Genomic DNA, 25917 nt, shown 5'->3' on the forward strand with positions numbered 1-25917 from the left:
AGCGAGTTCTTATGTTTTTTTCACGCAGAGGTTTTATAATGACTTTATGATCAAAAAAACAGCGAAACACAAAACCTACCCCATTCGCCATTATATAAAAGTCATGATGTTGGTTTCATTCACAGTCCTTATTCTGGATTTAGGAATCAGCATCGCTTCCATTTCCATCGTTAAGCAGCAGTCCACTCGAAACTTGCAGGATACTGCGGCGCTTTACATCAATCGTATTAATCATGATTTTGCCTACATTAATCACTATATGGGCTGGACGCTTGGGAACGATGAGAGCTTACTAACGATGAATACTTACGGGGTCAACAGTATCGAGTTCTTAAAAGCAAATGATAATCTGTTCAAACGCTTTACCGAGCTGCAAAAAAACTACGGGCATGAGTATAACTTCTTCTACTATTTGAAAAATGAGACCTATTTTTTGAATTGCGCACCGATCAGCGTAAGCTATACGGATTACAGGGAGCTGAAAAAGAAGATTATTTCTTATATTGATGATAAGGAGATGTATGAGAAGTTTTATTCCAAATGGACGCCTATTCTTGTGAACAACCATTATTATGTAATTAATATCGTGCCCTATTACAATCGTTATTTAATTGGACTGATCTCCGCAGATAATCTGATCCGGCCGCTACGCCAAATTAATCTTGGCGCCAATGGTTATGTTTCTCTAGTAGATGAGAATGAACAGCCTTTAACCAGTCCGATCTCCAATAGCGGAACGTTAATAACGGAAAATGAGGGATTCGCTAATCTTTTGCAATCGCGTACAACCATCAACAGCGCATTCTCAGACACCACCTTCAGCACCAAAATGGTCATTAAATATGGCATATTCGAAAAAATCATGATTGCCCAGCTGCTTATTATGTTATTGTTCTTCATTGTGACCTCCACGTTATGCATTGTTCTGCTCTTTTTCAAAAAAAGAGTGTTAGGTCCGATTCAAAGCTTCTCCGATAACCTTGCTTTCATTAATGAGTCTGGGCAACCCGCAGATTTCAAAAGCAGTGAGATTATAGAGCTGGAACAAGCAAACACTCAGTTTAAAGGCTTGGTTGAACAAATCAAAACCTTTAAAATCGCTATGTACGAGCAGGAACTGGAGAAACAAAGAATACAGCTGGACTATATGAAGCTACAGATTAAACCACACTTTTTCTTAAACTGTCTGACTAGCATCTATAGCATGGCGCAAATTCATATGTATAAAGAAATTGAAAATATGACGTTGTCTACCTCTAAGTATTTCCGTTACATTTTTCAGAATGGCGAGAATTTTGTCCGGTTGGAGGATGAAATCGAGCATGTCCGAACCTACTTGGAGATTCAAAAGCAACGTTATCAGGACGCATTTATTTATTACATCGAACAAGAGGATCAGGCAGGCAGTGTGGAAATTCCACCGTTAGTGCTGCAAACCTTTATCGAAAATTCAATTAAATATGCGATTTCACGCGAACATGAAGCCGAGATCAGACTTACAGTACAACGATTACAGATGGAACAGGAAGAAGAAATGCTCGTTATCCAGCTCACCGACACCGGTCCCGGTTTTCCACCTCAGGTGTTAGAGAAACTTAATCTTGGAGAGCCCTTGGATCAAAGTAAAGGTACGCAAATCGGCATTATGAATACGCTTAAAAGACTAGAGTACCTATATTTAAAAAGAGCAACCGTCACCTTCTCCAATTTGGAGGGCGGCGGTGCTAGTGTAATCTTATATCTTCCGAAGCTTCCTAATAAATCTAAATGAATGGAGAGCAAACTATGAATGTACTGCTTGTTGATGATGACTTTTATGTTATTGCCGCATTGCAAAAGAAAATAGATTGGGAATCACTCCACATTGATACTGTTTATACGGCTAATAATGTCGCTCAAGCACGTGAAATAATAGAAAAGCATTCTGTTCAAATTCTGATTTCAGATATTGAAATGCCGCAGGGCAGCGGACTTGAATTACTAGCATGGATTCGCGAGGGAAATTATAGTATTCAGACTATTCTTCTTACCAATTATGCAGATTTCAACTATGCGCAGAAAGCAATCGAATTGCAGAGCTTTGAATATTTCCTCAAGCCCATTGAATTTGACAAGCTGATGTTGATCATCCAAAAGGCGGTCACCCAAGCAAAAGAGCAGCAAAAAAACGAAAAAGCCATTCAGGGCGGTTACTTTTGGCAAAAAAATCAGGCGAAGATTCTTGAGCATTTTTGGCGGAAGCTAGTCAGTGGCAGTACATCATTTCCGATTAAGTTGGCAGACATCACACATGCCATTGAAGAACAAAACCTCTCCTATCAAATGAGCGATACTCTACAGCCTTTGATATTTAACTTATTCCCTTACAATGGCAGCATGGGAAAAGAAGAAAAGGATCTGTTTGATTTTGCCCTGCTAAATGTATTGTACGAATTGTTTCAACGCCCTTGTTTTACCATCGAAAGCATTCTGGAATATAAAGATTATAACTGGATCGCCATTTTAAAATGGAACCAGGCACCAGACACGCAACGGCTTGAAGCATTATGTTCTTCTTTTATTCAAAAGGCGAATCCTTATTTAAAATGTGATGTCTGCTGCAATATTGGCTTATACGATAAACTGAGTAATGTAGGGAATGTTCTAAAACAATCCCTGACTATGGATGAAGAAATTACGAGATGCAGAAATCAGACCTTTTTGGTGGAGGCTTATCTGCAGCAAAATAAACCGGGCTATACACCACCGGATCTTGCCTATTTGGAAGAGCTGCTGAACCAGAATAAATTCACTGCTTTTCTTGAAGAAGTTACACAATATTTAAAGGTCATGCTTAACAATAGAACACTTGAGACCTCTGTCCTTAGCTTGTTCCGTTTAGATGTAGTTCAGCTAGTCTATTCATTTCTCAATCTGAAAGGGATACGATCGCACAAATTATACTCTGGCAAAACTAATGATAAATTATCTATGCACTCTTTGGATTCAATCGAGGATATGGAAGAATATCTTAAATACCTTGTCACTACAGCCATGAAATATCGTGACTTTGCTGCCCAGCCTAAGTCCGTCGCAGAAGAAATCAAACAATACATTCATTCACATTACGGCGATGATCTGACCCGAAATGATTTGGCTGAAATTGTTTATCTCAATCCTGATTACCTGGCGAGGATATTCAAACGAGAAACTGGGGTTTCATTAGGCAGTTACGTCATCCACGTCCGAATCGCTGCTGCGAAACATCTATTAGAAACCACAAATATGTCAGTATATACCGTCGCGAACAAAGTCGGCTATAGCAACTACTCCTATTTCTCCAAGCTTTTCAAACAAGAAGTAGGTCTCCCTCCAAACGATTATAAAAAGGAACAACAATACAATCCAGCTTACTAAAAGAGGGTAACCAAGCATCTAGTTCATGGATGCTGGGTTACCCTCTTTGGGATATCTTCTGAATATTAATTACTGTCTACCTTTACTCCTACGCTGCTGATAATGATCCACCTACGAGCTTACTCTTGCGCCCAGTAATCATACGCCACGCCTGTACTCCTACACTGCCGGAGTCATTTACGCCGAGATTACTCTTACACACAGTAATCATCCGCAATGCCTTTACTCCTTCGCTACCGGGAATCTTACACCCCTGACCTTACTCTTACATCCAGTAACCATTCGCCCCAGGTGCTTCCGGACTCAGATGACGCTATTTGCCCATTTATTGCCTTTTGAGCACAGTTTCGGACTCCAGTGCAGCTATTCCTGAGATATTGCTCCAAACCGAGTGTGTTTCTGGTCAATAGCGACTATGCGGTCCGTTAGAATTCCAAATGTGCCATAAAGCAACGTTTAAGGTCAGCTGGGTCCGATAGCTACTTCCTACGCGGAAATCTGGAGCTAATTAGCGTAGCTTGCCGGGGATCAAGGGGACAGCGCAACTCCGCCAGTAACTATCCGCTTCACTCTCTCCCCTCTGATACTTTCGGACCCAGATGACGCTATTTGCTCATTTATCGCCTTTTGAGCACAGTTTCGGACTCCAGTGCAACTATTCCTGAGATATTGCTCCAAATCGAGTGTGTTTCAGGTCAATAGCGACTATGCGGTCCGTTAGAATTCCAAATGTGCCATATAGCAGCGTTTAAGGTCAGCTGGGTCCGATAGCTACTTCGTACGCGGAAATCTGGAGCTAATTAGCGAAACATGCCGGGGGATCAAGGGAACAGCTCAACATCGCCAATAACTATGCGCCTCACTCTTACACACAGTAATCATCCGCCTCGCCTATACTCCTACGCTACCGGGAATCTTACACCTCATACCTTACTCTTACACCCGGTAATCATCCGCCACGCCTTTTCTCCTACACTACCGGAGTCATTTACGCCGAGCTTACTCTTACATCCAGTAACCCCCGACCCACCCTCTCCCCTCTGATGCTTCCGGACTCAGATGACGCTATTTGCCCATTTATCGCCTTTTGAGCACAGTTTCGGACTCCAGTGCAACTATTCCTGAGATATTGCTCCAAATCGAGTGTGTTTCAGGTCAATAGCGACTATGCAGTCCGTTAGAATTCCAGATGTGCCATATAGCAGCGTTTAAGGTCAGCTGGGTCCGATAGCTACTTCCTACGCGGAAATCTGGACCCAATCAGCGAAGCTTGACGGGGATCAAGGGGACAGCGCAACTCCGCCAGTAACTATCCGCTTCACTCTTACACCCGGTAATCATCCGCCACGCCTTTTCTCCTACACTACCGGAGTCATTTCCCCGAGCTTACTCTTACAACCAGTAACCACCCGCCCCACTCTCGCCTCAGGTGCTTTCGGACCCAGATGACGCTATTTGCTCATTTATCGCCTTTTGAGCACAGTTTCGGACTCCAGTGCAACTATTCCTGAGATATTGCTCCAAATCGAGTGTGTTTCAGGTCAATAGCGACTATGCAGTCCGTTAGAATTCCAAATGTGCCATATAGCAGCGTTTAAGGTCAGCTGGGTCCGATAGCTACTTCGTACGCGGAAATCTGGAGCCAATCAGCGAAGATTGCCGGGGATCAAGAGGACAGCGCAACTCCGCCAGTAACTATCCGCTTCACTCTCTCCCCTCTGATGCTTCCGGACCCAGATGACGCTATTTGCCCATTTATCGCCTTTTGAGCACAGTTTCGGACTCCAGTGCAGCTATTCCTGAGATATTGCTCCAAATCGAGTGTGTTTCTGGTCAATAGCGACTATGCGGTCCGTTAGAATTCCAAATGTGCCATAAAGCAACGTTTAAGGTCAACTGAGTCCGATAGCTACTTCCTACGCGGAAATCTGGATCTAATTAGCGAAGCTTGCCGGGGATCACGGGAAGGTTCCCCACTGCCAGTAATCTTGCAAGCTCCAAAAACGCATTAATGCCCCAGCAGTCATAATCAGAACGGCTGGGGCATCTCTTTTATTAAATTAAGCCTGAAGCGCTACATATTTATCGCCAAGCAGATTTTTAAAATAGGTGCGATTGTATAACATACTAGGATGGGATGGATAAAAACTCAACGCCGTTTCATTGTGATGATTCGCCTTCTCGTGTTGGCCGAGACGATCATAACAAAGTGCCAATTGAAGATGCGGCAGCCAGGTATAAAAGATTCCATTCTTCATCCCCATCGAATCGTTATCCCGCGGTAGCTGAATCGCTAGCTCATACCAGTATGCGGCTGGATGCAACTGGCCTTTTTCCAGCAGAAGTGCCCCCAGTCGGCAACAGAACTCTGAACGTGGTTTATCATACTGCAAGGTTTTACATAACGCTTCAAATGCACCGTCTTTATCCCCCAGCCGTTCCCGGCATTCGGCAAGCTTTAGGCAAGCCTGGAAATTATCTTCAATCCAGCCCTGCCCACCCGCTAAGAAAATCTCATAGTATTTGCAAGCCTCTTCATTTATAGCATGATCCCTTAATTCATTCGCATAATAATACTGGTCTCTCGGCGAAAATACTTCACCCTGTGCAACACGTTTTTGATAAATCCGCAAATTACGATCTGTGTATTCCTTATCTTTCTCATGTGTGATGCAGACATCACTACTAAAAGAAGGACCACTTACCTCTAAATACTCATGAACAGGCCCAATCCATTGAAAGTTGCAGCTGCGCCGAACCAGCCTGTTGCGGCGTAAACTAGCTGTGACATTTCCCGCTTCGTCAAAAGCCAGATTATATTGCATGTTCACACTGTGAATATGTCCTGGCAGGATTTCTTTTAGTTTTTTAAAAAGAATCTGATCCTCTTCCTTTATATAATCATCCGCATCAAGCCACAAAATGTACTCCTGAGTAGCTTTGCTAAAGGCAAAATTACGTGCGGCACTAAAATTATCAATCCATTCAAAATCATAAATTACAGCTCCGAAGGACAACGCAATCTCTTTCGTTTTATCCGTCGAGCCTGTATCCACGATAACAATTTCATCTACGAGACTTGTAATGGTAGACAAACATCTGTGTAAGCTTTTTTCTTCATTTCGTACTATCATACATAAACTAATCGTAACCATACTCGCCCTCCTACACGCTTTGTTTGAAATTCTTTCTATATTGATATGCAGGGTTTAAGAAACGGACTCCCTCTCTATCCCGCCCGATCATGAAGAACTTCAGAAATATAAAGGTTATTTAAGAAACTTTCCACTCCATTCTTAGGTCTATATAAGTAAGATCAAAGGAGGTACAACATATATGAAATCTAAACGAAGAGGAGTTAGAAACGGCTGGATCTTAACTTCAATATTGTGCGTCGTAATTGTACTAGTGCTGCTGATTGGATATAAAGGGCTCGACTGGGGTACACCTACCACACCACCCACATCCACCAACGCACAAACTAATAATGAAGCAGATAACAAACCCAGCTCCACTCAAGAAATGCTCGAATTTCCTAGCAGTGATCCCGATAATGGGCAGGTCATCATTCCACTGCACACTACGCTCGCGCAGCTAAATATTGATAGTGGCAGCGAATATGTAAATACAGAAATCCCCCCCATACCCGAAATGACCTTTGCTTTATCTCAAGACATGAAAAACCAAGTAGAAGCAACGCTGGTCTACCGCCCTGATATCGGTGGAGGTTATCTTCTACTCGCTCCTGCCGGATGGCAGGCTACCGCGGTTGTCGGCGCTAACGGTTCTTATGGAGTTACCTTTCAGGATCCGAACCATCCGGAACAAAACATGCACTATTCAGATACGGCTTGGACTTGTACAGGCTGTGCCATCACTGCAATCGGAGCCTATTTTCCGGAAAAAGCCGAATGGGCTGACGCGCTGGGATTTACCATTAATAATCCACTTAAGTTTAGCGAACAGCATATTTTAGGTACTGCCGGAGCTGAAGCAAGAACGGTCAGATATACGCTTCAAGCAGACGCGAACGGCTATCAGGATGAGGGTGCTGCCTATTACGATAAGGGAGAATGGGGTTATTTATTCCGCAGTATCGGAATACATCAAGCTCAAACATCCCCACAGCAGGAAGTAGTGGAGACCCTCATGAAGTTCTTTACAGATAATCATGGACCGCTCTTCATTGCTGACCCAAACGCAGAGAAGCTGGACTAAGGGTGGGAATTTTTAGAGGAAGGTATTTTCAACCTTGCTCTTGCTTTTAGAAAGACGTAGGTGCTATTTTTTGTTATAATCAATGCAATGCGTTGTTTATGAATTCAGACATATATAAAGGGGACGTAACCATGACTCAAATTATTAAAACTCTAACTATTGCAGGCAGCGACTCCAGTGGTGGCGCAGGCATCCAAGCGGATCTAAAAACATTTGAAGAGTATGGTACCTACGGCTTTAGTGCCTTGACCACTATCGTTACTATGGACCCGGACAACGGCTGGCACCATAATGTTTATCCAATTGATGCCTCCATTGTTGCTGAGCAGTTAAAAACTATTTTCGCTGGTGGCCCGGTTAATGCCATGAAGACAGGTATGCTTGGAAGTGTTGAAATTGTGCGCGTTGCAGAGCAAGCGATCAAAGAAAATCTTCAGACTAATGTAGTTATTGATCCAGTTATGGTGTGCAAGGGTGAAGATGAAGTCTTGAACCCTGACAGCGCTGAGGCTATTCGTGACTTATTGCTACCACTAGCAACTGTGGTCACCCCAAACTTGTTTGAAGCAGGTGTTCTTTCAGGTCTTGGCAAACTTACTACCCTTGAGGAAATGAAAGAAGCTGCCCGTCTGATTCATAAGCTCGGTGCACGTAATGTCGTGGTTAAAGGCGGCAAAGCACTCGGCGGCGATCAAGCGATTGATATCTTCTTCGACGGTTCTGAGTACACTGTATTCCAAACAGCCAAAATCGAACCCGCTCACAATCATGGAGCTGGATGTACTTTTGCCGCAGCAATTACAGGCGGTCTAGCTAATGGCTTAACGGTTCATGAAGCTGTTGCAAAAGCTAAAGATTTTGTCTCCGCAGCCATTCGTAATGGATTTGCGTTTAATGAATATGTGGGTCCTGTATTTCACGGTGGTTACCGTTTAGAACGTTAGAACTCGCAATCCAATTACACAAAAAATAAATGGCAGTCCAGACGCTGAACTTCAGCTCTGGACTGCCATTTTTATTTACTATTATTGAAAATCCGTAAATTCAAAACTTTGCTTACCGAACATTGATTTTTTATACGATTATTTTCATAAAAAAAGCACCCGAATCAAGATTCGAGTGCTTCTGAGCTACGTCCTCTAATTATTTTATCAAAATGGATAAAGCACTTTTTGACGCCAAACGGAAAGATAATTCATCCGCTCCCGGCAAGTTCAAAGCCACATTCTCAGCCTTTTCACTATCGTTGAACAGAACAACTGCAATAGAGTTATCTGTATTCTTAAAAGCTACGGAACGAATCACTTCTTGATTGGTGGAGGCGTCAATGCGCACAGCCTTCGGACGAATAAATTTACTGAAATGGGCCAGCGCATAATAGTCGAGCGTATACGTAAGCTCCTTGGTCTCTTGGTTGACTGTCACAACACCACGACAAGTACTTTTGCCAAAACCCGGTACGGTTGGGCCGTTCTTTTCATCTAAGGCCATATTCCATAACACAAAGGATTTACTATGATTTCTAAGAATATCAATCCCTGTTCTCATTACATTGGAGAAGGCTTGTTCAAACGGAGGAATCCATTCTCCACCAGAACCTTCTGTAAAATGCACTTCTTTATCAGCAAAAGCTTTCAGAACCTCTGATTGCGCTGACGCATTGCCACCATACCAGTGCCAAGCTACACCATCTACTTCATCTTTTGCATAATCGAGCACGGTTAACGGATAATCTGGACGATCCCAGTTGTGGTCGTAGCAGAGAATTTTTGTAGCGATGTTATGCTTAACAAAGCTTGGCTTCAGGTAGTTTTTAATGAAATCTTTTTGCGCCTCAGGCAACATTAACATACTAGGGTAGTGTTTGGGTTCAAATAAAGGCTCGTTCTGTGGTGTTACAGCATAAGTTGGCAATCCGTGCCCTTCAAAAGCTTGAATATATCGAACAAAATAATCGGCATAAGCCTGATAATATTCTTGTTTAAGTTCTCCAGCAATCATCGATCCGCTAGTCTTCATCCAACCTGGTGCACTCCATGGAGAAGCCATCAGTTTGATCTCAGGGTTAATTTCCAGAGCTTGTTGCAACAAAGGGATAATGTCTGCTTCATCATGTGCGATAGAGAAGTGGGTTAATTCCGTATCCGTTTCCTGTGCAGGTCTATCATCATAGCTATAAATATCTCTAGCATAATCCGATGCCCCCATTGGATTTCTTAATACGGACAAACCAATTCCATCTTGTGCGTCAAAAAGCTTGCTCATGACTTCCTTTTTCTGTTCGTTGTCCAGGACTTGATTAATCAAATAAGCGGATGAATCTGTAAAGGATGCTCCAAAGCCATCCATTTCCTGAAAGGTTTGATTCTCGTCAATAGTTACAGTAGTGGTCGCCTCTGCGTCAGCAATTGGAGTTAATTGTTGCAGACTTTGCTCTACAAACAATGTATTCTCCCCGGTGGATTGATAAATTTTAAGCTCTGGCATGTTGTTTCCCTCCATCTTTCTATGAAGAGGCCCCAGTGAAGGGGCCACATTCTATTATCTAACTTATTTAAGGCCTAATTTTTCTTTGTTGTTTTTCATTTTTTCAGAACGAACTTCTACAATCTTATCCCAGTTGTTATCATTCAAAAATGTTTTGTAAGCAGCCAAGGTGCTGTCGAATGTAGCATCGTCTTTAGCGCGGATCATACTTACAAGCGTAGTGTTCCAAGTAGTATCAATTGCAGTAAGACTGCGAGCTTCAGGCGTTCCTTGAGCCGGGTTAATATTTTCAAGAATAAAGTGTGGTTTTAGCTTTCCTTTGCCCCACTCTTGCATTTGTTTAATGGAATCTGCGAATGCGTCATTACTCAGCGCTTTATCACGGTCATGTCCAAAGAACATAAATTCGCCCATCCGGTAATCTTTTTTGAATTTATCGGCATTATTTAATTGCAGGTCTTTGATTTCAGGCAAGAATTCAATTTTACCGCTGTCATTAACTTTATAGGTCTCTCCTTCAATACCGTAGTTCATGAGCTTTTGTCCTTCGTCGCTGAGCAAATAAGTGTAAATTTGAATCGCTTTTGCAGGATCCTTAGCCTTTTTAGTAACATAGCTAATCATCCAACCTGTAATTCCGGATTGATTCAACGTTGGTTCATGTCCAACAGTACTTTGTGGGCCATCAATAGCGATATATTCCTTGCCTGGATTTTCTGTCATGAAGATTTGCAGGTTACCACTTTGTTGAGGGGTTCCATCCAAAAGTATTGTTGCATATTTACCGGATTTCACTTTTTCTTCAAAGGCAGTACCGTCATCAGCAAAGCTGTCATCACTGATATCACCATTTCTGTAGACTTCATTTAACGTTTTCAACCAAGTCAAGTAATCCTCATCTAGGTTACGGTTGTAGAATTCGCCATTTTCAGTTTCCATCGGCACTCCGATGAAATCCTCCAATACATCTCCCAAAGAACCAGTGCCTGAACCAATGGAGTTAAAACCAAAAGGAATCATGTCCGGGAATTGTTTTTTGATTTGTTGCATAACGCTCTTGAATTCCTCAGGAGTTCCAAAGCTTGGTTTTCCAATGGCTTCGTAAACATCCTTGCGGATGACAAAGGCTGTTTTAGCAGGGATGTTACCGCTATCATAATCGTTTTGCGTATTGGAATAGTTAGGGTATCCATAGGTCTTGCCATCTGCTAACTGGAACCAGTTCATCGTATCTTTTTCTGCAACTTTATTGAAATACGGATCATATTTATCTGCCAGATCATTTAAAGGCAATGCCCAGGTAGCAGCTTTTTGTACGACTGGAGAGTTGGAATCAAAAATAGTCAACAGATCTGGCATTTCACCGCCGGCAAAAATCGTATTCAGCTTAGTGTCATCGCCTGTAATGAATTTAATGTTGATGTTTAAATCCTCTTTAATTTTCTTGGTGACAAGGTCTTTTCCGAAATCAGTATTCCACCAGTCTGCATTCACGTACCAAGTCAGATCTGTTGTCTCTTTTTTTGTATCCAGCTTCCATGCCGGTGTTTCCGGATCTATAGTATAACGGCCTTCAATGGAGCTTAACTCTTTACTGGAGCTGTCAGAATTACCTTTCGATCCACAACCTGTAAATACTAATACAACAGCCATAAGTGCCGTACAAAGTTTGAGTCCTTTTTTCCCAAATGCTTTGTTCATCTTTTGTTTCCCCCTAAAATGTTTTGTAAGCATTCACTACTTGGAGATTTACTTACTATTCCTTCACCGCCCCCATCATCATGCCTGAGATAAAGTACCTCTGTAATATTGGATACATCACAACAATCGGCAAAGTTGTAATGACAATTGTTGCTAGTTGAACCCCTTTAGTCGTAGTTTCGATAATCGCAGATCCACCAACATTTTGCATGGATTGTGTTTGCGACTGAACAATGATTTCATAGAGCTTCATCTGCAGCGGGTAGAGCGATTGATCGGTAATATATAACTTGGTAGTCATAAAGTCGTTCCACTGCCCAACCCCGTTAAATAACGCAATGGTGGCCATAGCCGGCATGGAAAGAGGGATAAAGATTTTTAGGAAAATGCGCCAGTCACCTGCACCATCAATTTTGGCTGACTCTTCAAGTGAATCCGGTACATTTCTGAAGAAGTTCATTAGAATAACTACATCATAATAACTGAACAAGGCCGGGATAATATAAACCCAGAAGCTGTTTAAGAGGCCTAATGATTTAATCAATAAATACGTAGGGATCATTCCACCAGAGAAAAACATAGTGATTACACCCATGGCAACATACAGCTTACGTCCACGTATGTATTTCTTACTCAAGCCATAACCGATCATGGCACAAAAGAATACGTGGGTAATGACACCAATGAATGTTTTGGCAAGCGATACTACGAATGCTAAACCAATGGTCTCATCTTGAAATACAGCACGATAATTTTCCAAAGAGAACTCTGGAGACCAAAATATGAATCCGCCTTCCGCAAGCGCCTTGCCCGAACTTAAAGAGGATATGACTACATTCCATAAAGGAACGACAATAATGATTGTACAAATACAGAGCAAAATAATATTTAAGGTATTAAAGATTCGACTATCGAGATCTTCTTTAGCCACCGTACGATTCACAGAAATGCCTCCTTCTACAGAACTGATTGATTATCATTTAATTTACTGGATACTTTGTTGGCGCTAATCAGTAGGATGACTGAAACGATGGAGACACCTAAACCAACAGCAGTAGCATAAGAGAAGTCACCTTGCGTCATACCCATACGATACACATAAGAATTAATGACCTCCGCCTTAACGCGGTTCTGAGAATTCATCAATACCAGGGTTTGATCCAGATTTGATCCTAATAAACCGCTTACAGTGAGAATCAGATTTAAACTGATAATCGGTTTCATGTTAGGAAGCGTGATATTCCAAATTTGTCTCATACGGCTTGCGCCATCTATTTTGGCAGCCTCATAATAAGTAGGATCAATTTTCGACATAATGGCTAAGTAGAGAATCGTTCCCCAACCAGCCTCTTTCCAAATATCGGATAACGTTGCAATCCACCAGTATTTATTCGCATCAAGCAAAATATTTACCGGTTTCGAAATCAGTCCCAAACTGAGCATAATCTCATTAAACATACCGGATGAGGAAAACCAGGCAATCAGCATCCCGCCGAGAACGATCCAGGACAAAAAGTGTGGTAAATAAGAGATGGTTTGCACTATCTTTTTAAAGCGTCCACCACTTAATTCGTAAATCATAACGGATAAAATAATAGGAATAACAAACCCTATGGCTAATTTCAGAAAGCTGATCCCTAATGTATTGACTACAGCGTCCCAAAAATATTTATCAGATAAAATAATTCTGAAATTATCGAGCCCTACCCAAGGTGCAGAATCGAGCGTATCAATTACGGTGTAGCTTTTAAAAGCAATCGTCAATCCGTAAATCGGAATAAAACAAAAGATAATCATAAAAATAATTCCCGGGATGACCATGGATTGAATTTCCCATTGTCTCTTATAATCAATTACAAATTCTTTGACCCTCTGCCCCATAGGCTTTTTCCCGCTCATTGGATTCTTTCCGTTTGTTGGCACTACGGCTAATTTATCCACTTTTTCTTCTCCCCTCCAAATCATGATCCCCAAACAATAAAAACGTTTTTATTTTTTCGAAAAAAAAACCTCCCAAAACAACAAAATTTTAAAAAATGATCGGGTGAAATCTTGAACCCATTACATATATGTGTTCTTACCGACCAATCTTTACTTGACTAGAACCTCTTACAACTAATTCACCCGCCAATTTCATCATCTCGCCCTGTTCCTTCTTCTGAATCATACGAACGAGGTGATTAATAGCCAAAATACCTTGTCTAGCAATTTGATTTCTTACAGTAGTTAAAGGCGGTGAGAAATATTGCGCAATATCAATATCATCAAACCCCATAACACTAACATCTAGCGGAACTTCGTATCCATGCGATTTCAAAGCTTGAATACATCCAATTGCACTCAAGTCGTTCCCTGCTAAGAAGGCATCAGGTATTTTATCAGGACTATAGTGAAGAAAAGATTTTATAGCGTTGTAAGTGCTTTCTTCTTCAAAATATCCTTGTATAATATACTCTTCATGCGTGGGTAGCTGATACTGACGCAAAGCAGCTAAGTATCCTTCTCTCCGCTGAACACTGTCGTACATCTCATCCACACCAGATATGTAAGCAATCTTTTTATGCCCTAGACTGATTAAATATTTGGTCGCTTCAAACCCCGCTTCAAAGGAATCAAATATCACGCTTCCCATCGTGTCGTTCTTAAGCGGCCGATCCAGAAATACAGCCTTGATCTTGTCTTTCACCATTGCAGCAATTTCTTCTTCGTCTATTCTCAGCTCTTCGTAGATAATGACACCATCCACTCGTCGGCCTAGAATATTGCTCATAATCACTTGTTTATCCTTGGTAACAAATACATTCAGCCCGTAACCTAGCCGATCACATTCACGCGACATGGACTCAACCAGCTTATAGAAGTATGGACCCGACACACTTGTTGTGAAAAAACCCAGCATTTTGGTTTTCCCATTCCTAAGGAGCTTACCGTTCAGGTTAGGAACATAATTTAATCGCTTCGCAACCTTAAGAACATGTGATTTCGTCTCCGGGTTCAATACATCTACGTCATTTAGCGCGTTGGAAACCGTAGAAATGGAGACTCCAGCCTCTCTGGCAACATCTTTGATCGTTACCTTTTCCATAATGATTCAATCTTCCTTTACGAATAAAAACGTTTTTATAGATTTAAATTAACATAAAAACGTTTTCATTACAATATATTTTTTATTTTTATTTTATCAGAGGTAATAATTGGTACACAAGCTTAAATTTTCTACAGAATCTTATAAAACACCTCTTCTGCAAACTCGAAATCATTCATAATACACTCTAAACATAATGTCTTGCTCGTAATTCCCAAACCCACGGCCATATATGGTTAGTCCGCCTCTTCTCCGTCCGCTATTCTCTGCCGTTAAACGAAAGGTCCACTGATCCTGCTCTACTCGTACATCCTCCAAGGTAATATCTGAGATTTGCTGGCCATCCACAAAGGTTCCACCTGTATTAATCCGCAGAACCTTCAGCAAACCATATTGGTTAACATCCGAACGCCACCAAATGGGATTTAATCGTCCTCTAGTGAGGCCAAAGTCGCCCGGACTGGTCCATTTTCCTAAATCCTGACCATTCATCATAAAGCCAATATCCGACGGCCACTTCTCATTTACATGTGGAGCTTCGGAACCTATTTCTAGCGAAATCTCAATTTCCTGCACCACTTGATCTTGAAATAGATAATTTGGAATCTTGTACTCGATAGAACCTTTCGCAAACCATACAATGCCGGCATTCACCCGTTCCGGGTCCAGAAAATAACGTGGATCATCATAATAGCCGATCAGCTTCTCAGTAGTAGCAATCCCGCAGGTAGGTAAAGCCTGAATATCGGTATATTGCCCTACAGGGATAGACACCTCAACCACCTTTCTGGCAACTCCACGGGAGCCCGATAATTTAATCTGCAGGTAATTCGCAGACAAAGAACAATATTTATAGGTCCCTCCATTTACTCGTCTCATTTTAGAACTGATCAGGCCTGCTTTTTGCAGCTTTGCTACATGAGTACTGACAATTGCACTACTAAGGTAGAGCTCCGCTGCCAGCTCTTTGATGTGCATCTCTCTGCGGTCCAGAAGTTCAATAATTCGCAACCTAACTTCACTTGCCAGCGCTTCATACACCTGCAAGGATTCAGAATCTGTGGTTAAGTACATTTCAACGTCTCCAATGCTTATTGAATTAGTATTTTAACGAATCCTAAATTAATTCATTGCTTATTATAAGCGAAAATCAGTATCATGTAATCATAAAACAATTACTTAATTAGTGAAATCATTAATTCAACTAGAGGGAGCTGTACACTCATGCCGATTAAATCGACAATGATTATTGACAAAGATTTCAGACTAGCTGAAGTAGACCCGCGGATCTACGGCTCATTTATCGAACATTTAGGAAGAGCAGTTTACGGTGGCATTTATGACCCGGGTCACCCTACTGCGGATCAGAATGGTTTTCGGAACGATGCCATCGAAGCTATTCGTGCCTTAAACGTTCCTATCATCCGTTATCCTGGAGGAAACTTTGTATCCGGTTACAATTGGGAAGATGGGGTTGGACCCAAGCACGAACGCAAGCAATCTCTTGAATTAGCTTGGTGGACCACGGAAACCAATCAAGTGGGTACCAACGAATTTGCAGATTGGGCTAAGCTCGTAGGCAGCGAAGTCATGATGGCAGTTAACCTTGGAACACGCGGCATCGATGCAGCTAGAAATCTAGTAGAGTACTGCAATCATCCTTCCGGCTCCTACTACAGTGACCTGCGGATCTCTCATGGGTATAAAGAGCCTCACGCTTTTAAGACCTGGTGCCTCGGAAATGAAATGGATGGTCCGTGGCAGATTGGAGCTAAAACCGCGGTCGAATATGGACGGTTAGCGAACGAAACTGCAAAAGCTATGCGCTGGGTCGATCCAACGCTTGAGCTTGTGGCTTGTGGCAGCTCCGGCAGCGGCATGGACACTTTTGCCGAGTGGGAAGCTACCGTGCTTGATCTTTCTTATGATAATGTGGACTATTTATCACTGCATACGTACTACAATAACAACAATGACGACACGCCTAACTTCCTAGCCCGCTCTATGGATTTGGATCATTTCATCAGCAGTGTGGCTGCCACCTGTGATTATGTTCAAGCGAAGAAAAAGAGCAAAAAGAAAATTAATCTGTCGCTCGATGAATGGAATGTATGGAAATCACAAGGCAGCAGCCGTGCCGAACAACATTGGCAGATCGCACCGCCAGAATTCGAAGATGTGTACACACTTGAAGATGCACTTGTTGTGGGCTGCTGTCTTATTTCATTGTTGAAGCATGCTGATCGTGTGAAAATGGCCTGCTTAGCGCAGCTGATCAATGTTATCGCCCCAATTATGACTGAAAATGGCGGACCGCTTTGGCTGCAGACTACTTATTATCCGTACCTGCACGCTTCCCTTTATGGTCGTGGAACCGTACTTCACCCGCTGATTTCCAGCCCTAAATACGATTCCAAAGATTTCACTGATGTGCCTTATTTGGAAGCCATTAGTGTATACAACGAGGAGCTGAATGAAGTAACCGTCTTCGCTGTAAACCGCCATTTATCCGAAGGACTAGAGCTCGACGTGGATCTGCGCAGCTTCAGTTCCGTAAACATCATTGAGCATATTGTACTGGAACATGAAGATATTAAAGCTGTAAACACCAAATCCAATCCACATAACGTGATGCCTAGCCAAGGCAAAGCCGTTGTTGAGGGTGGACATGTAAAGGCCCTTCTCGCAAAAGCTTCCTGGAATGTGATTCGTCTGCGGGTGAACGGCTAAGTTAACTTGTAATAGTCATAGAAATGCCCCCATGAATCTTTAATAAGCCATAGATTCATGGGGGCTTCTTCGTTATTTTATTCTGAAAATTGTCACGGATTGCTTCGGAAACTCATAACTAAAGCTGCTTCCTTCTGTCTTAAAGCTGGTTTGTTTCGGAGAGACCTGCTGCTTATTCTCGAAGTTATTTTCGTCCTCAAGCGGGTATCCCGACATTTCATAGACTTCGATGGTCAGTGCTTCTTTTGCCAAAGATTCCAGTGCAACCTCAGCAGAAACACTATTCTCTTGTACGTTTACTGTCTTGAGGATAATATCCCCCGTTAAGTCTTCCACACTTGCCGTGTAATACAGCGGTTCGATCACCGGAAGTTTATCTTCTGTCTCATTCACCAGTTCTCCGTTAATAAAAGTACGGATCTGTCTGCCCACTACTTCTAACTTAAGATCGTATTCTACATCTGTTTCAACCGTAAACATAGCATGCGTCAGAACAGAATTTCTTCCGTTGATAATTGAGGCCACAATCGAATCCTGATTCTGCCAGCCACCCAGCTCCCAGTACAAATGATTCTGATCATCCGCTTTACCAAAATAAAAGATAAACCCTTTATTTCCTGCAGTTCGTGTAGCCTTAAAATGCAAAGTATAGTTTTCCCACTCTGTCTCACCAAGCTCTAGTGTCCGTTTAGCCGTTCTGTTCTGAGCAGGGTCAGGCAGATTTGAAACTTCCTCTGATAAGTCAGAATACGTCTTCACTTCTCCCGTAAGATTGTTGACTAAGGTGATCTCGGAGAAACGAGCAGCAGAGGCATCCACACCGAAACTGACGGCTCCAGTGATCGCTTCCTTTCTGCTTTCCTTCGGTGCCGTGAAGCCATCTGCTTCCATCTTCAGCAAATGATCTCCCTGATGGTTCATAAATAGCTTTTGCACATAATAGTTTGCCGTTCCGTACACTTCATGATTATTGAACCAGATCATATCCGGCTTCCAGTTAATATAATCCACATTACAGAGCATTGGAGCATAACAAGCTAAGCCAACGGCATGCGCATTATTTTGCAGACCTGTCATAAATGCTGCTTCCACCAATGCATTGTAATAGGTATTGCCCCATGAAGCATATTCACCGAGGAATACCTTTGGCTCATCGGCTTTGAAGTCATCATAACGATGATGATTAGCCAGGAACCATTCAGGTGTACAGTAATAATGCTCGTCTACGAGGTCAGACTTGTTCTCTTTTGCCGACGTCCAGCCCCGTTCATATTCCTGACCGGCAGAGAACGGACCGCTAGAATTAATGACCTTGATTTCCGGATATTTTGCTTTGATGGCTTGATGAAAGTAAGGATATCTCTCGAAAAAGGGTGCACCTACCTCTTCATTCCCAATGCCGACATACTCCAGCCCAAAAGGCTCAGGGTGACCCAGTTCTGCACGAATGCCTCCCCACTTCGTGGAAGAATCCCCCTTGGCGAATTCAATTAAATCCAAAGCATCCTCAATCCAAGGCGTTAATTCATCCAGCGGTACCATCCGTTTATGATGCGGGTCGTAGCCGCCCGGAAGTACGGGGATCGGCTTAGCTCCAATATCCTCACAGAACTGAAAATATTCATAATAACCTAACCCAAGCGTTTGATTATATGACCAGTTATTGCGTCTTGCCGGTCTCTGCGCAACATCCCCAATCGTATTCTTCCATCTGTACATGGAGTCTCTGTCATCTGGATCCAAGGAACCGTCATGCACCAGACATCCTCCTGGGAACCGCATAAACTTAGGTTTTAAATCAGCGAGCAGCAGCGAAATATCTTCACGCATGCCTCCAGGTCTATTCTTAAAGGTCTTCTCAGGAAACAGGGAAACCATATCCAGATATACCTTCCCGTTACCTTTGGTAACGATTACAAGACGACTGCTTGTGTCCGTGCTATTAGCTGTAATAACGGCTTCATATCGGGTCCATTCAGAGCTGCTTACGGCGATCTCCACTTCACCAAGAATGATGCCGTCTGTGCTTTCAATGTTTACGGTAAGCGGCACATCAAAGCTTGTCTCCCGGCGGGCATACACCGAGAAGTTATAATTCTCGCCTTCTTTTACCGGAATACCACTGTTAAAGCCTAGATTCATCAGGCCAACGCCGTCACCTTCAGCCACAATATCGATGGCAACATAATGTTGGTTGCGATCATTTAAGGGCTTACTGTCTTCTACAGAGATATTTACCTTTCCATCTCCACGTTCTACAGGCTCCCAAGCCATCAGCGCATGATAATCTGCCCGGTCAATCGGGTCGAATTCAAAAGATCGGTTCTGAACTAGCTCAGCGTAAAGCCCACCATCGGCCGCATGATTCAAATCCTCGAAGAAAATACCGAATAGATCGCCTAACTCCGCCCCCCGCTGCTGCGTATGTATCGTCAATTTTCCTTCTGTCTTCATTCTTTTGTCTTCCTCCTTGTGAATTCCAATTTGATTTATATTTATATTACTTAGTTCATATCAATATAAATCATTATAATAACTCCTCTCTATATTCGTCAATTCAAAAACGAAAAACTGACACCGAATATCCCTCGATGTCAGTTCACACTAGGAAGCCCTAGTAAAGGTTATAAAGAATACGTAAATTGATAGCTGCCCGAACCTAATTGAAGTCTCACTCCGTTATCGACCAAGCTGATGCTGTGCACGCCTCTGGACTGCTCCACAGGAACTTCATTTTCTAATAACCCTAGTTGATTGGCTCCAGGCAGAACGACAATACCGTTGCTATTGGCAGGAATCGTAACGTGAATCATCATTCCATTATCCTCTGATCGCCGCCACCCTGACTCTACTTTTCCGTACATGGTTTCAAGACTAGCTTCTGCGTAATCCAGACCGGGGCCTGGCTGTGGCTTGATATGAACGATTTTGAAACCAGGCTCCAACTCATCTGTTCCGATTCCTGCAACGTAACGATACAACCATTCACCTATTGCGCCATAGGCATAATGATTGAAGGAATTCATATCTGCACTCCAGAAGCTGCCGTCATCCTTAATCCCATCCCAATGTTCCCAAATCGTAGTCGCACCTTTCGTCACCTGATACAGCCAGGATGGATAATCCTTTTGAAAAAGAAGCTTATACGCGAGTTCATTATTTCCAATCTCGCTGAGCACAGGATTCAGATATGGTGTGCCCACGAATCCAGTAGTCAGATGATCCTTAGCTTCAGCAAGCAGCTCAGTGAGCTTCTGAATTGCACGTTCTTTGGCAACCCCTTCTATAAGATCGAAACGTAGGGCTAATATCTGTGCAGTCTGGGTAGAGACGGATAACCTTCCCGCAGGTGTTATGAACTCATCACTGAATGCTTTTATAATATTGGCGTGCAGCTCACTATAATAGTCCACGTCCTCCGATTTTTCTAAGGCTATTGCCGCTTTTAAAGTAAGAGAAACGGAATAGGCATAAAAAGCGGTGGCGACATAATCCCGATCTGTAGCTCCCACATAGCTGTCTGGCTTGGAATCAAGCGCTAGCCAATCGCCGAAATGAAAGCCAGTATTCCACAGATAAGGGTTACTTCCCTGTGCATAGATATATGAAATCCATTGCTTCATGCTCTCGTATTGCTCTGCAAGCAGCCTTTTGTCGCCGTACATTTCATAGATTGTCCATGGACAGATCGTAGCTGCATCCCCCCAGGCTGCACAAGAATGGTTAGTATCTCCGTCGCCAGGAGGCGCTGCTCTCAGCTCTGGAATAAAAAACGGAATGCCGCCCTCAGGGGTTTGGTCTGCCTTCAAATCCCGCAGCCATTTCGTAAAGAATGGTGCCGTATTCATCAAATAAGAGGCTGTTCGGACAAACATCTGAGCATCCCCCGTCCAGCCGAGCCGCTCATCACGCTGTGGACAATCAGTGGGCACATCGAGGAAATTCCCTTTTTGCCCCCACAGGATATTGTGATGCAGTTGATTCACAAGTGGATCTGAGCACTGAAAATCACCCGTACGTTCCATATTAGAGTGCATCACTATTCCTGTGAAATCCTCTAGTTGAAGATCTGCTGAGAACCCACTAAGCTTCACATACCGAAAGCCTTGGAAGGTGAAATGCGGTTCATACGTCTCTTGCTCCCCACCTTTCAGAATATAGCGGATGCACTGTTTCGCTTTACGCATATTCTCCGTGTAGAAATTTCCGTCCCGGTCTAATATTTCAGCATGCTGAAGTTCTACCGCCTGACCAGATTGACCTTTTACATTAAATTTTAACCACCCTACCATGTTCTGGCCCATGTCCAGCACTCTATCTCCCTGCGGGGTAGTCAGCAATGCAATCGGCTTCAAGGTTTCAACTTGTGTCACTGGCACATTTTCCTGGGCAACGATGATCGCTTTGGAATAATTAATAATCTCCACTGGATGCCAACCTTCTGATGAAGGATCGGTGATATCCAGCTCCAGCCGAGCATCATAAGTTTCACCATTATAAATTTCAGACATCATAATTGCGCTTTTTGCAGCCTGCCAATTCTGATCTGAGCTAATAAGCTCATTTGAACCGTCTGCGTACCGGATATGAAGCTCCAGCAGAAGTGAAGTCTTTGATCCATAAATCTCCTTTTGATTATCCCAGCCCAAATACCCTCTGTACCAGCCATTGCCCAACAGTGCGCCTAACGCATTCGCACCTTCATGCAGAAGCTTTGTGACATCATAAGTTTGATATTGCAGCCGCTTACTGTAACTGGTCCAGCCTGGAGTAAAATAATGATCACCCACCCGACTTCCGTTCAGCTGCAGTTCATACAAGCCCAAAGCAGTAGCATAAATCCTTGCACTTTCCACTGGACCTTTTACATCCACGAATGTACGAAGCTGTGGGCAAATCTCAGAATCTTGTGAAAAAGAGGCTGTAGGAGCGCTGATCCACTCCGCCTGCCAATTCCCTGCATCTAATAGTCCGGTTTCAAAAAAAGCAACCTCAGACCAACCCGAGTCTATTGCATTCTGATTCCATGCCCGAACCCGATAATAATAACGCGTGCGAGCTTCTAGCAGCAGACCTTCAAGCTCAACATGGATCGATTGAGAAGACTTTACTTCCTCTGTATCCCATAGCTTGCCTTGAAAAAGCATATTCTCCGCCACTTGAATTTGATAAGCAGACTGCATGCAGTCCCTGTCATCTGAAACTAACTGCCAACTGATTCTGGGTCTGATCACATCAATTCCTAGCGGATTTTCTTTGTACTCACAACGAAGCTTAGTGATTGCGAACATATAGATAAAACCTCCTTCTATAGCGACAAATTAGTCTTTGCCCTATAATTATAGCTGGGTTACCGCTTTCATCACCCGGTAAAAAGGACATCATATCCCTGCAATCATGCCATGAATCTGGAAGGGGCAATTCAATATGCAACGAACCACCGAGTTGTTCAAAAATGAAATCTTTTTTCAAAACGATCTGCATCTGCTCGTTAACCGCTATTCAGAGAACTTCCACGCCCCTTTTCATGCTCATGAATTTATTGAGTATTGCTATGTAGCTGAAGGAAGAGGTTTTCATCACCTTGAAAATGAGATCTTTCCCGTTAGAAAAGGAATGCTGTTCGTGATTCCTGTAGGTGCCCCCCATGTGTTCCGTCCAGCATCTTCTGATACTTTAGGGAATCGCCTGATCGTCTATAACTGCCTTTTTGATATGCAAATGGTGGAGCAATTAAATATCGTCCTTCAAGAGCCATCTATCCGGGAGCACCTAGCCACTCTTGGGAGTAGCAGCTCATCTTACTTTTCCGTCTCAGATCGAGATGGCTCTATTGAGCGCTTAATGCTGAATTTATATCATGAAATGTCGGTATCCGGTATGGGCTCCAAAACAATGCTTTACACCCTCTTAAGTCAATTAATCATAGCAGTGTACAGGCAAAAATACGGAGAAGATGACAAATCTACGATGGATATGGCAGACTTCACGCAAGTCATTCAATACCTAGAGCATAATCTGTCGGAAAAGATTACACTTGCCGAATTAGCCCGTATTTCACAGTGGAGCAGCAGGCATCTTCAGCGCATGTTCCACAAGCATACTGGCCAGTCCTTTGGGACCTACTTGAAGAATCTGCGAATGCATAAAAGCTGTGAATTGCTGCGTACTTCTGGACATAAAATTAATATGATTGCCGAGCTAGTGGGTTACCGTGACATCGACTCCTTTAACGCTGTATTCAAAAAAATAGTCGGCCAGACACCCATCGCGTACCGTAAGCTCTACAGATCATAAAAAAGCCGATGTCGTATGAACATCCATACAACATCGGCCCTATTAATTTATTGATTAGTGATCTGTTTAAGTAAAAACTCAACAAAATCAGTTGATTTAGTCTTACTGTCATCTTGTCCTAACGTTCCGACGATCATCTGGTTTGAATGGATAGGGAGTTCTGTAGCAAAATCCGTATCTGTGATATCTATGCCAGTAATCAGCTCTTGACCACTCTCCGGGTTAGTCATACGTTTCAGACGGTTATCATCAAGAGGAAGTCCTGCGGATTTAATAAACGACTCCAGATTTTGCAGTCCCGACTGCTGGCCAATCCATTCAAAAGTAGCATCATCCATAATCAGGATATCCGGATGATCGGCTGCCAGCATCGCCATAGCCCGCTGCATATAGCTCATATCCAAGGCTCCACCGTCCGTCCCACCTGTTGAGGGTAGATAAACGATTTCTGCCTCCACTCTCTTCCAAGCCGGGTAACGTTTGATAATTTCTTGTTTTAGCTCCTCATTCTTACCTGACGAGTCCTGAGATTCATAGTTGCCTAGGAACATGATTCGAACATCTACCGGTGGGAGCGTAGCTTCATATTTTCTTTCCTGCCATTGATCATAGAGCGCTTTCCCTCCAAAGATAACTACCAGCAGCACGATAATAGAAATGATAGTGTGCGTTTTGTAGAGTCGAAAGAAATTCTCCGATTTACGTGCTACGCCGGACATGGCTCCCCACTTCTCCAGCCGCTTGTCCTCTGCTTCCTGAATCTCCTTCTGATCCAAGCCATCTAGAATGGTTTTGTAAGCGCGGAATTCCTCTTCATAAGCTGCAACCTCATCTTCAGTCGAATTCGATCGACGGCGTTTCAAATGCATATCTAACCTTTTGTTCAATTCCTCCCGGGTAACGTCTTCAGGCAAGTTCAAACGCTCATAGGCTTGCTTTAGCTTCTCATTCAAAATGATGTCTCCTTCCTGATGCTTTTCGTCATTTCAGATCGTTAATTTGGTTCTATGTATTGAATTCTTGTGGCAGTAAAAGTATGGGCTAAGCCGCAAAAAAAACATCGCAGGAACTCAAGTAAACTATATCATGTTGTGCTAGACGGTAACAAGTAAGCGTTTATCTAATCCAAACCATGCAGCTGCTTAAATTGCTCAGGACTCATCCCTGTCAATCTTTTAAACACCAAACAAAAGTAACTAGCATTATCAAAACCCACTAGCTGGGCAATTTCATACATTTTTTTATCGCGTCCATTAAACATAAGCTGTTTACTCAAATTGATACGTTGCTTATTGATATAGGTTACAGGTCGATCATGAATTGTTTTTTGAAAAAGCCTGCATAAATACTGTGGCGATACAGAAATAATCTCCGCCAGCTCCTTTAAAGGAAGCGTCCTATGCAGATTGCTCTCAATATAACGCAGCACCGGCTTAATTCGCTCCAATTCATGTGCCTCATTCAGAGGCGATACTAGCTTTCTTTTTAAATCCAGAAGCAATGCATAAAGATGTTTAGATCGTGCCAAATTAGTCTCCAGCTCATTGCTATCTGGCAGCATAAGGATTTGCTTTAGAGGATTGAGCCATTGATCTTCTTTTAATCTAGCAGGACCAGACTCGCGGATGCCCGCATAGAGCAGCATTTGACCAACCTCTCTGCCATTGAACGAGACCCATGATACCTTCCATTCCTTCCCACTGATAGGGGCATACGAATGAGGAATATCCGGGAACAAAAAGAACACATCCCCTGGACCCACGAGATATCGGTTCTCATGAATGATAAGCTCACCCTTGCCTTCGTGAATCTGATGTATTTGATAGTCTGGAAAGCCTGCAGGACGTATAGTTTCTGGCTGATGCTCCCAAAATCCAAGGGTTGTAGCATAAAGCGGCAGCATGATTACATCTTCTGTTTGGCAAAAAATAATTTTGCTCTCCATAAAAAGTCCTCGTTTCATATTTTGTTATCTGGGACTAAAATTCTTTTATTTATCCTAA

Annotated in this window: 18 protein-coding genes; 6 read left to right on the forward strand and 12 right to left on the reverse strand. The window is 42.8% G+C overall.

Going from position 1 to position 25917, the window contains the following annotated elements; genetic code table 11:
* Positions 1-46 precede the first annotated feature (46 nt).
* Together MHI15_RS25945 and MHI15_RS25950 are read left to right on the forward strand one after the other, a co-directional pair.
* On the forward strand, positions 47-1771 hold the full coding sequence (locus MHI15_RS25945; RefSeq protein ID WP_341165052.1) for a sensor histidine kinase: 1725 nt from the start codon (positions 47-49) through the stop codon (positions 1769-1771).
* 14 nt (positions 1772-1785) lie between these two features.
* Positions 1786-3396, forward strand: a complete 1611-nt coding sequence (locus MHI15_RS25950) for a response regulator transcription factor (protein WP_341165053.1) — start codon at positions 1786-1788, stop codon at positions 3394-3396.
* 88 nt (positions 3397-3484) lie between these two features.
* Here the strand turns inward: MHI15_RS25950 and MHI15_RS25955 are convergent, their stop codons facing one another.
* Together MHI15_RS25955 and MHI15_RS25960 are read right to left on the reverse strand one after the other, a co-directional pair.
* Positions 3485-3613 (reverse strand): hypothetical protein, encoded by a 129-nt coding sequence (locus MHI15_RS25955; RefSeq protein WP_340395444.1) that lies wholly within the window; start codon positions 3611-3613, stop codon positions 3485-3487.
* A 1843-nt stretch (positions 3614-5456) separates the two neighbouring features.
* On the reverse strand, positions 5457-6551 hold the full coding sequence (locus MHI15_RS25960; RefSeq protein WP_076280902.1) for a glycosyltransferase: 1095 nt from the start codon (positions 6549-6551) through the stop codon (positions 5457-5459).
* A gap of 181 nt (positions 6552-6732) precedes the next feature.
* Between MHI15_RS25960 and MHI15_RS25965 the strand changes: the two genes are divergently transcribed.
* Positions 6733-7614: a DUF4850 domain-containing protein gene (locus MHI15_RS25965; RefSeq protein ID WP_341165054.1), complete on the forward strand. Its 882-nt coding sequence runs from the start codon at positions 6733-6735 to the stop codon at positions 7612-7614.
* Between the two features lie 131 nt (positions 7615-7745).
* The gene (gene thiD, locus MHI15_RS25970; protein WP_038570000.1) at positions 7746-8558 is read left to right on the forward strand and encodes a bifunctional hydroxymethylpyrimidine kinase/phosphomethylpyrimidine kinase; all 813 of its coding nucleotides are present in this window, start codon (positions 7746-7748) and stop codon (positions 8556-8558) included.
* Positions 8559-8757: 199 nt separating this feature from the next.
* Here thiD and MHI15_RS25975 read toward each other — a convergent pair whose 3' ends face one another.
* The 6 genes from MHI15_RS25975 to MHI15_RS26000 all read right to left on the reverse strand — a co-directional run bounded on the left by MHI15_RS25975 (position 8758) and on the right by MHI15_RS26000 (position 15961).
* On the reverse strand, positions 8758-10101 hold the full coding sequence (locus tag MHI15_RS25975; RefSeq protein WP_036689741.1) for a glycoside hydrolase family 30 protein: 1344 nt from the start codon (positions 10099-10101) through the stop codon (positions 8758-8760).
* A gap of 63 nt (positions 10102-10164) precedes the next feature.
* Positions 10165-11802 (reverse strand): sugar ABC transporter substrate-binding protein, encoded by a 1638-nt coding sequence (locus tag MHI15_RS25980; protein ID WP_038569996.1) that lies wholly within the window; start codon positions 11800-11802, stop codon positions 10165-10167.
* 55 nt (positions 11803-11857) lie between these two features.
* A complete protein-coding gene (locus tag MHI15_RS25985; RefSeq protein WP_036689738.1) occupies positions 11858-12745 on the reverse strand; it encodes a carbohydrate ABC transporter permease in 888 nt (295 codons plus the stop codon).
* Between the two features lie 14 nt (positions 12746-12759).
* Positions 12760-13701 (reverse strand): ABC transporter permease, encoded by a 942-nt coding sequence (locus MHI15_RS25990; RefSeq protein WP_036689816.1) that lies wholly within the window; start codon positions 13699-13701, stop codon positions 12760-12762.
* A gap of 178 nt (positions 13702-13879) precedes the next feature.
* Positions 13880-14887 carry a LacI family DNA-binding transcriptional regulator gene (locus MHI15_RS25995; RefSeq protein ID WP_036689737.1) on the reverse strand — a complete coding sequence of 336 codons (1008 nt, stop codon included), beginning with the start codon at positions 14885-14887 and terminating at the stop codon, positions 13880-13882.
* A 171-nt stretch (positions 14888-15058) separates the two neighbouring features.
* Positions 15059-15961 carry an ArsR/SmtB family transcription factor gene (locus MHI15_RS26000; RefSeq protein ID WP_076130581.1) on the reverse strand — a complete coding sequence of 301 codons (903 nt, stop codon included), beginning with the start codon at positions 15959-15961 and terminating at the stop codon, positions 15059-15061.
* Between the two features lie 150 nt (positions 15962-16111).
* On the opposite strand from MHI15_RS26000, the gene arfA reads away from it, so the two are divergent.
* A complete protein-coding gene (arfA, locus tag MHI15_RS26005; RefSeq protein ID WP_076100772.1) occupies positions 16112-17617 on the forward strand; it encodes an arabinosylfuranosidase ArfA in 1506 nt (501 codons plus the stop codon).
* A gap of 72 nt (positions 17618-17689) precedes the next feature.
* Here arfA and MHI15_RS26010 read toward each other — a convergent pair whose 3' ends face one another.
* A complete protein-coding gene (locus MHI15_RS26010; protein WP_341165055.1) occupies positions 17690-20071 on the reverse strand; it encodes an alpha-L-arabinofuranosidase C-terminal domain-containing protein in 2382 nt (793 codons plus the stop codon).
* Between the two features lie 170 nt (positions 20072-20241).
* Entirely contained in the window at positions 20242-22908 is a 2667-nt protein-coding gene (locus MHI15_RS26015) for a family 78 glycoside hydrolase catalytic domain (protein WP_341165056.1), read from the reverse strand.
* Between the two features lie 136 nt (positions 22909-23044).
* Between MHI15_RS26015 and MHI15_RS26020 the strand changes: the two genes are divergently transcribed.
* Complete coding sequence (locus MHI15_RS26020; RefSeq protein ID WP_076130584.1) at positions 23045-23914, forward strand: AraC family transcriptional regulator; 870 nt, start codon at positions 23045-23047, stop codon at positions 23912-23914.
* A gap of 47 nt (positions 23915-23961) precedes the next feature.
* Here MHI15_RS26020 and MHI15_RS26025 read toward each other — a convergent pair whose 3' ends face one another.
* Positions 23962-24867: a hypothetical protein gene (locus MHI15_RS26025; RefSeq protein WP_076130585.1), complete on the reverse strand. Its 906-nt coding sequence runs from the start codon at positions 24865-24867 to the stop codon at positions 23962-23964.
* A gap of 167 nt (positions 24868-25034) precedes the next feature.
* Positions 25035-25859, reverse strand: a complete 825-nt coding sequence (locus MHI15_RS26030; RefSeq protein ID WP_076143215.1) for an AraC family transcriptional regulator — start codon at positions 25857-25859, stop codon at positions 25035-25037.
* Positions 25860-25917 lie beyond the last annotated feature (58 nt).

Origin of the sequence: Paenibacillus sp. FSL H7-0918, assembly GCF_038007025.1 — a bacterium.
Classification (GTDB): domain Bacteria; phylum Bacillota; class Bacilli; order Paenibacillales; family Paenibacillaceae; genus Paenibacillus_AQ; species Paenibacillus_AQ odorifer.

Excerpts from the sequence above, each read along its gene's own strand:
- MHI15_RS25965 (WP_341165054.1), top strand. The coding sequence starts at position 6,733 with ATGAAATCTAAACGAAGAGGAGTTAGAAACGGCTGGATCTTAACTTCA.
- MHI15_RS26015 (WP_341165056.1), bottom strand. The coding sequence starts at position 22,908 with ATGTTCGCAATCACTAAGCTTCGTTGTGAGTACAAAGAAAATCCGCTA.
- thiD (WP_038570000.1), top strand. The coding sequence starts at position 7,746 with ATGACTCAAATTATTAAAACTCTAACTATTGCAGGCAGCGACTCCAGT.
- MHI15_RS25960 (WP_076280902.1), bottom strand. The coding sequence starts at position 6,551 with ATGGTTACGATTAGTTTATGTATGATAGTACGAAATGAAGAAAAAAGC.
- MHI15_RS25995 (WP_036689737.1), bottom strand. The coding sequence starts at position 14,887 with ATGGAAAAGGTAACGATCAAAGATGTTGCCAGAGAGGCTGGAGTCTCC.
- MHI15_RS25945 (WP_341165052.1), top strand. The coding sequence starts at position 47 with ATGATCAAAAAAACAGCGAAACACAAAACCTACCCCATTCGCCATTAT.
- MHI15_RS25975 (WP_036689741.1), bottom strand. The coding sequence starts at position 10,101 with ATGCCAGAGCTTAAAATTTATCAATCCACCGGGGAGAATACATTGTTT.
- MHI15_RS26010 (WP_341165055.1), bottom strand. The coding sequence starts at position 20,071 with ATGAAGACAGAAGGAAAATTGACGATACATACGCAGCAGCGGGGGGCG.
- MHI15_RS25980 (WP_038569996.1), bottom strand. The coding sequence starts at position 11,802 with ATGAACAAAGCATTTGGGAAAAAAGGACTCAAACTTTGTACGGCACTT.
- MHI15_RS25950 (WP_341165053.1), top strand. The coding sequence starts at position 1,786 with ATGAATGTACTGCTTGTTGATGATGACTTTTATGTTATTGCCGCATTG.
- MHI15_RS25990 (WP_036689816.1), bottom strand. The coding sequence starts at position 13,701 with ATGAGCGGGAAAAAGCCTATGGGGCAGAGGGTCAAAGAATTTGTAATT.
- MHI15_RS26030 (WP_076143215.1), bottom strand. The coding sequence starts at position 25,859 with ATGGAGAGCAAAATTATTTTTTGCCAAACAGAAGATGTAATCATGCTG.
- arfA (WP_076100772.1), top strand. The coding sequence starts at position 16,112 with ATGCCGATTAAATCGACAATGATTATTGACAAAGATTTCAGACTAGCT.
- MHI15_RS26000 (WP_076130581.1), bottom strand. The coding sequence starts at position 15,961 with ATGTACTTAACCACAGATTCTGAATCCTTGCAGGTGTATGAAGCGCTG.
- MHI15_RS26020 (WP_076130584.1), top strand. The coding sequence starts at position 23,045 with ATGCAACGAACCACCGAGTTGTTCAAAAATGAAATCTTTTTTCAAAAC.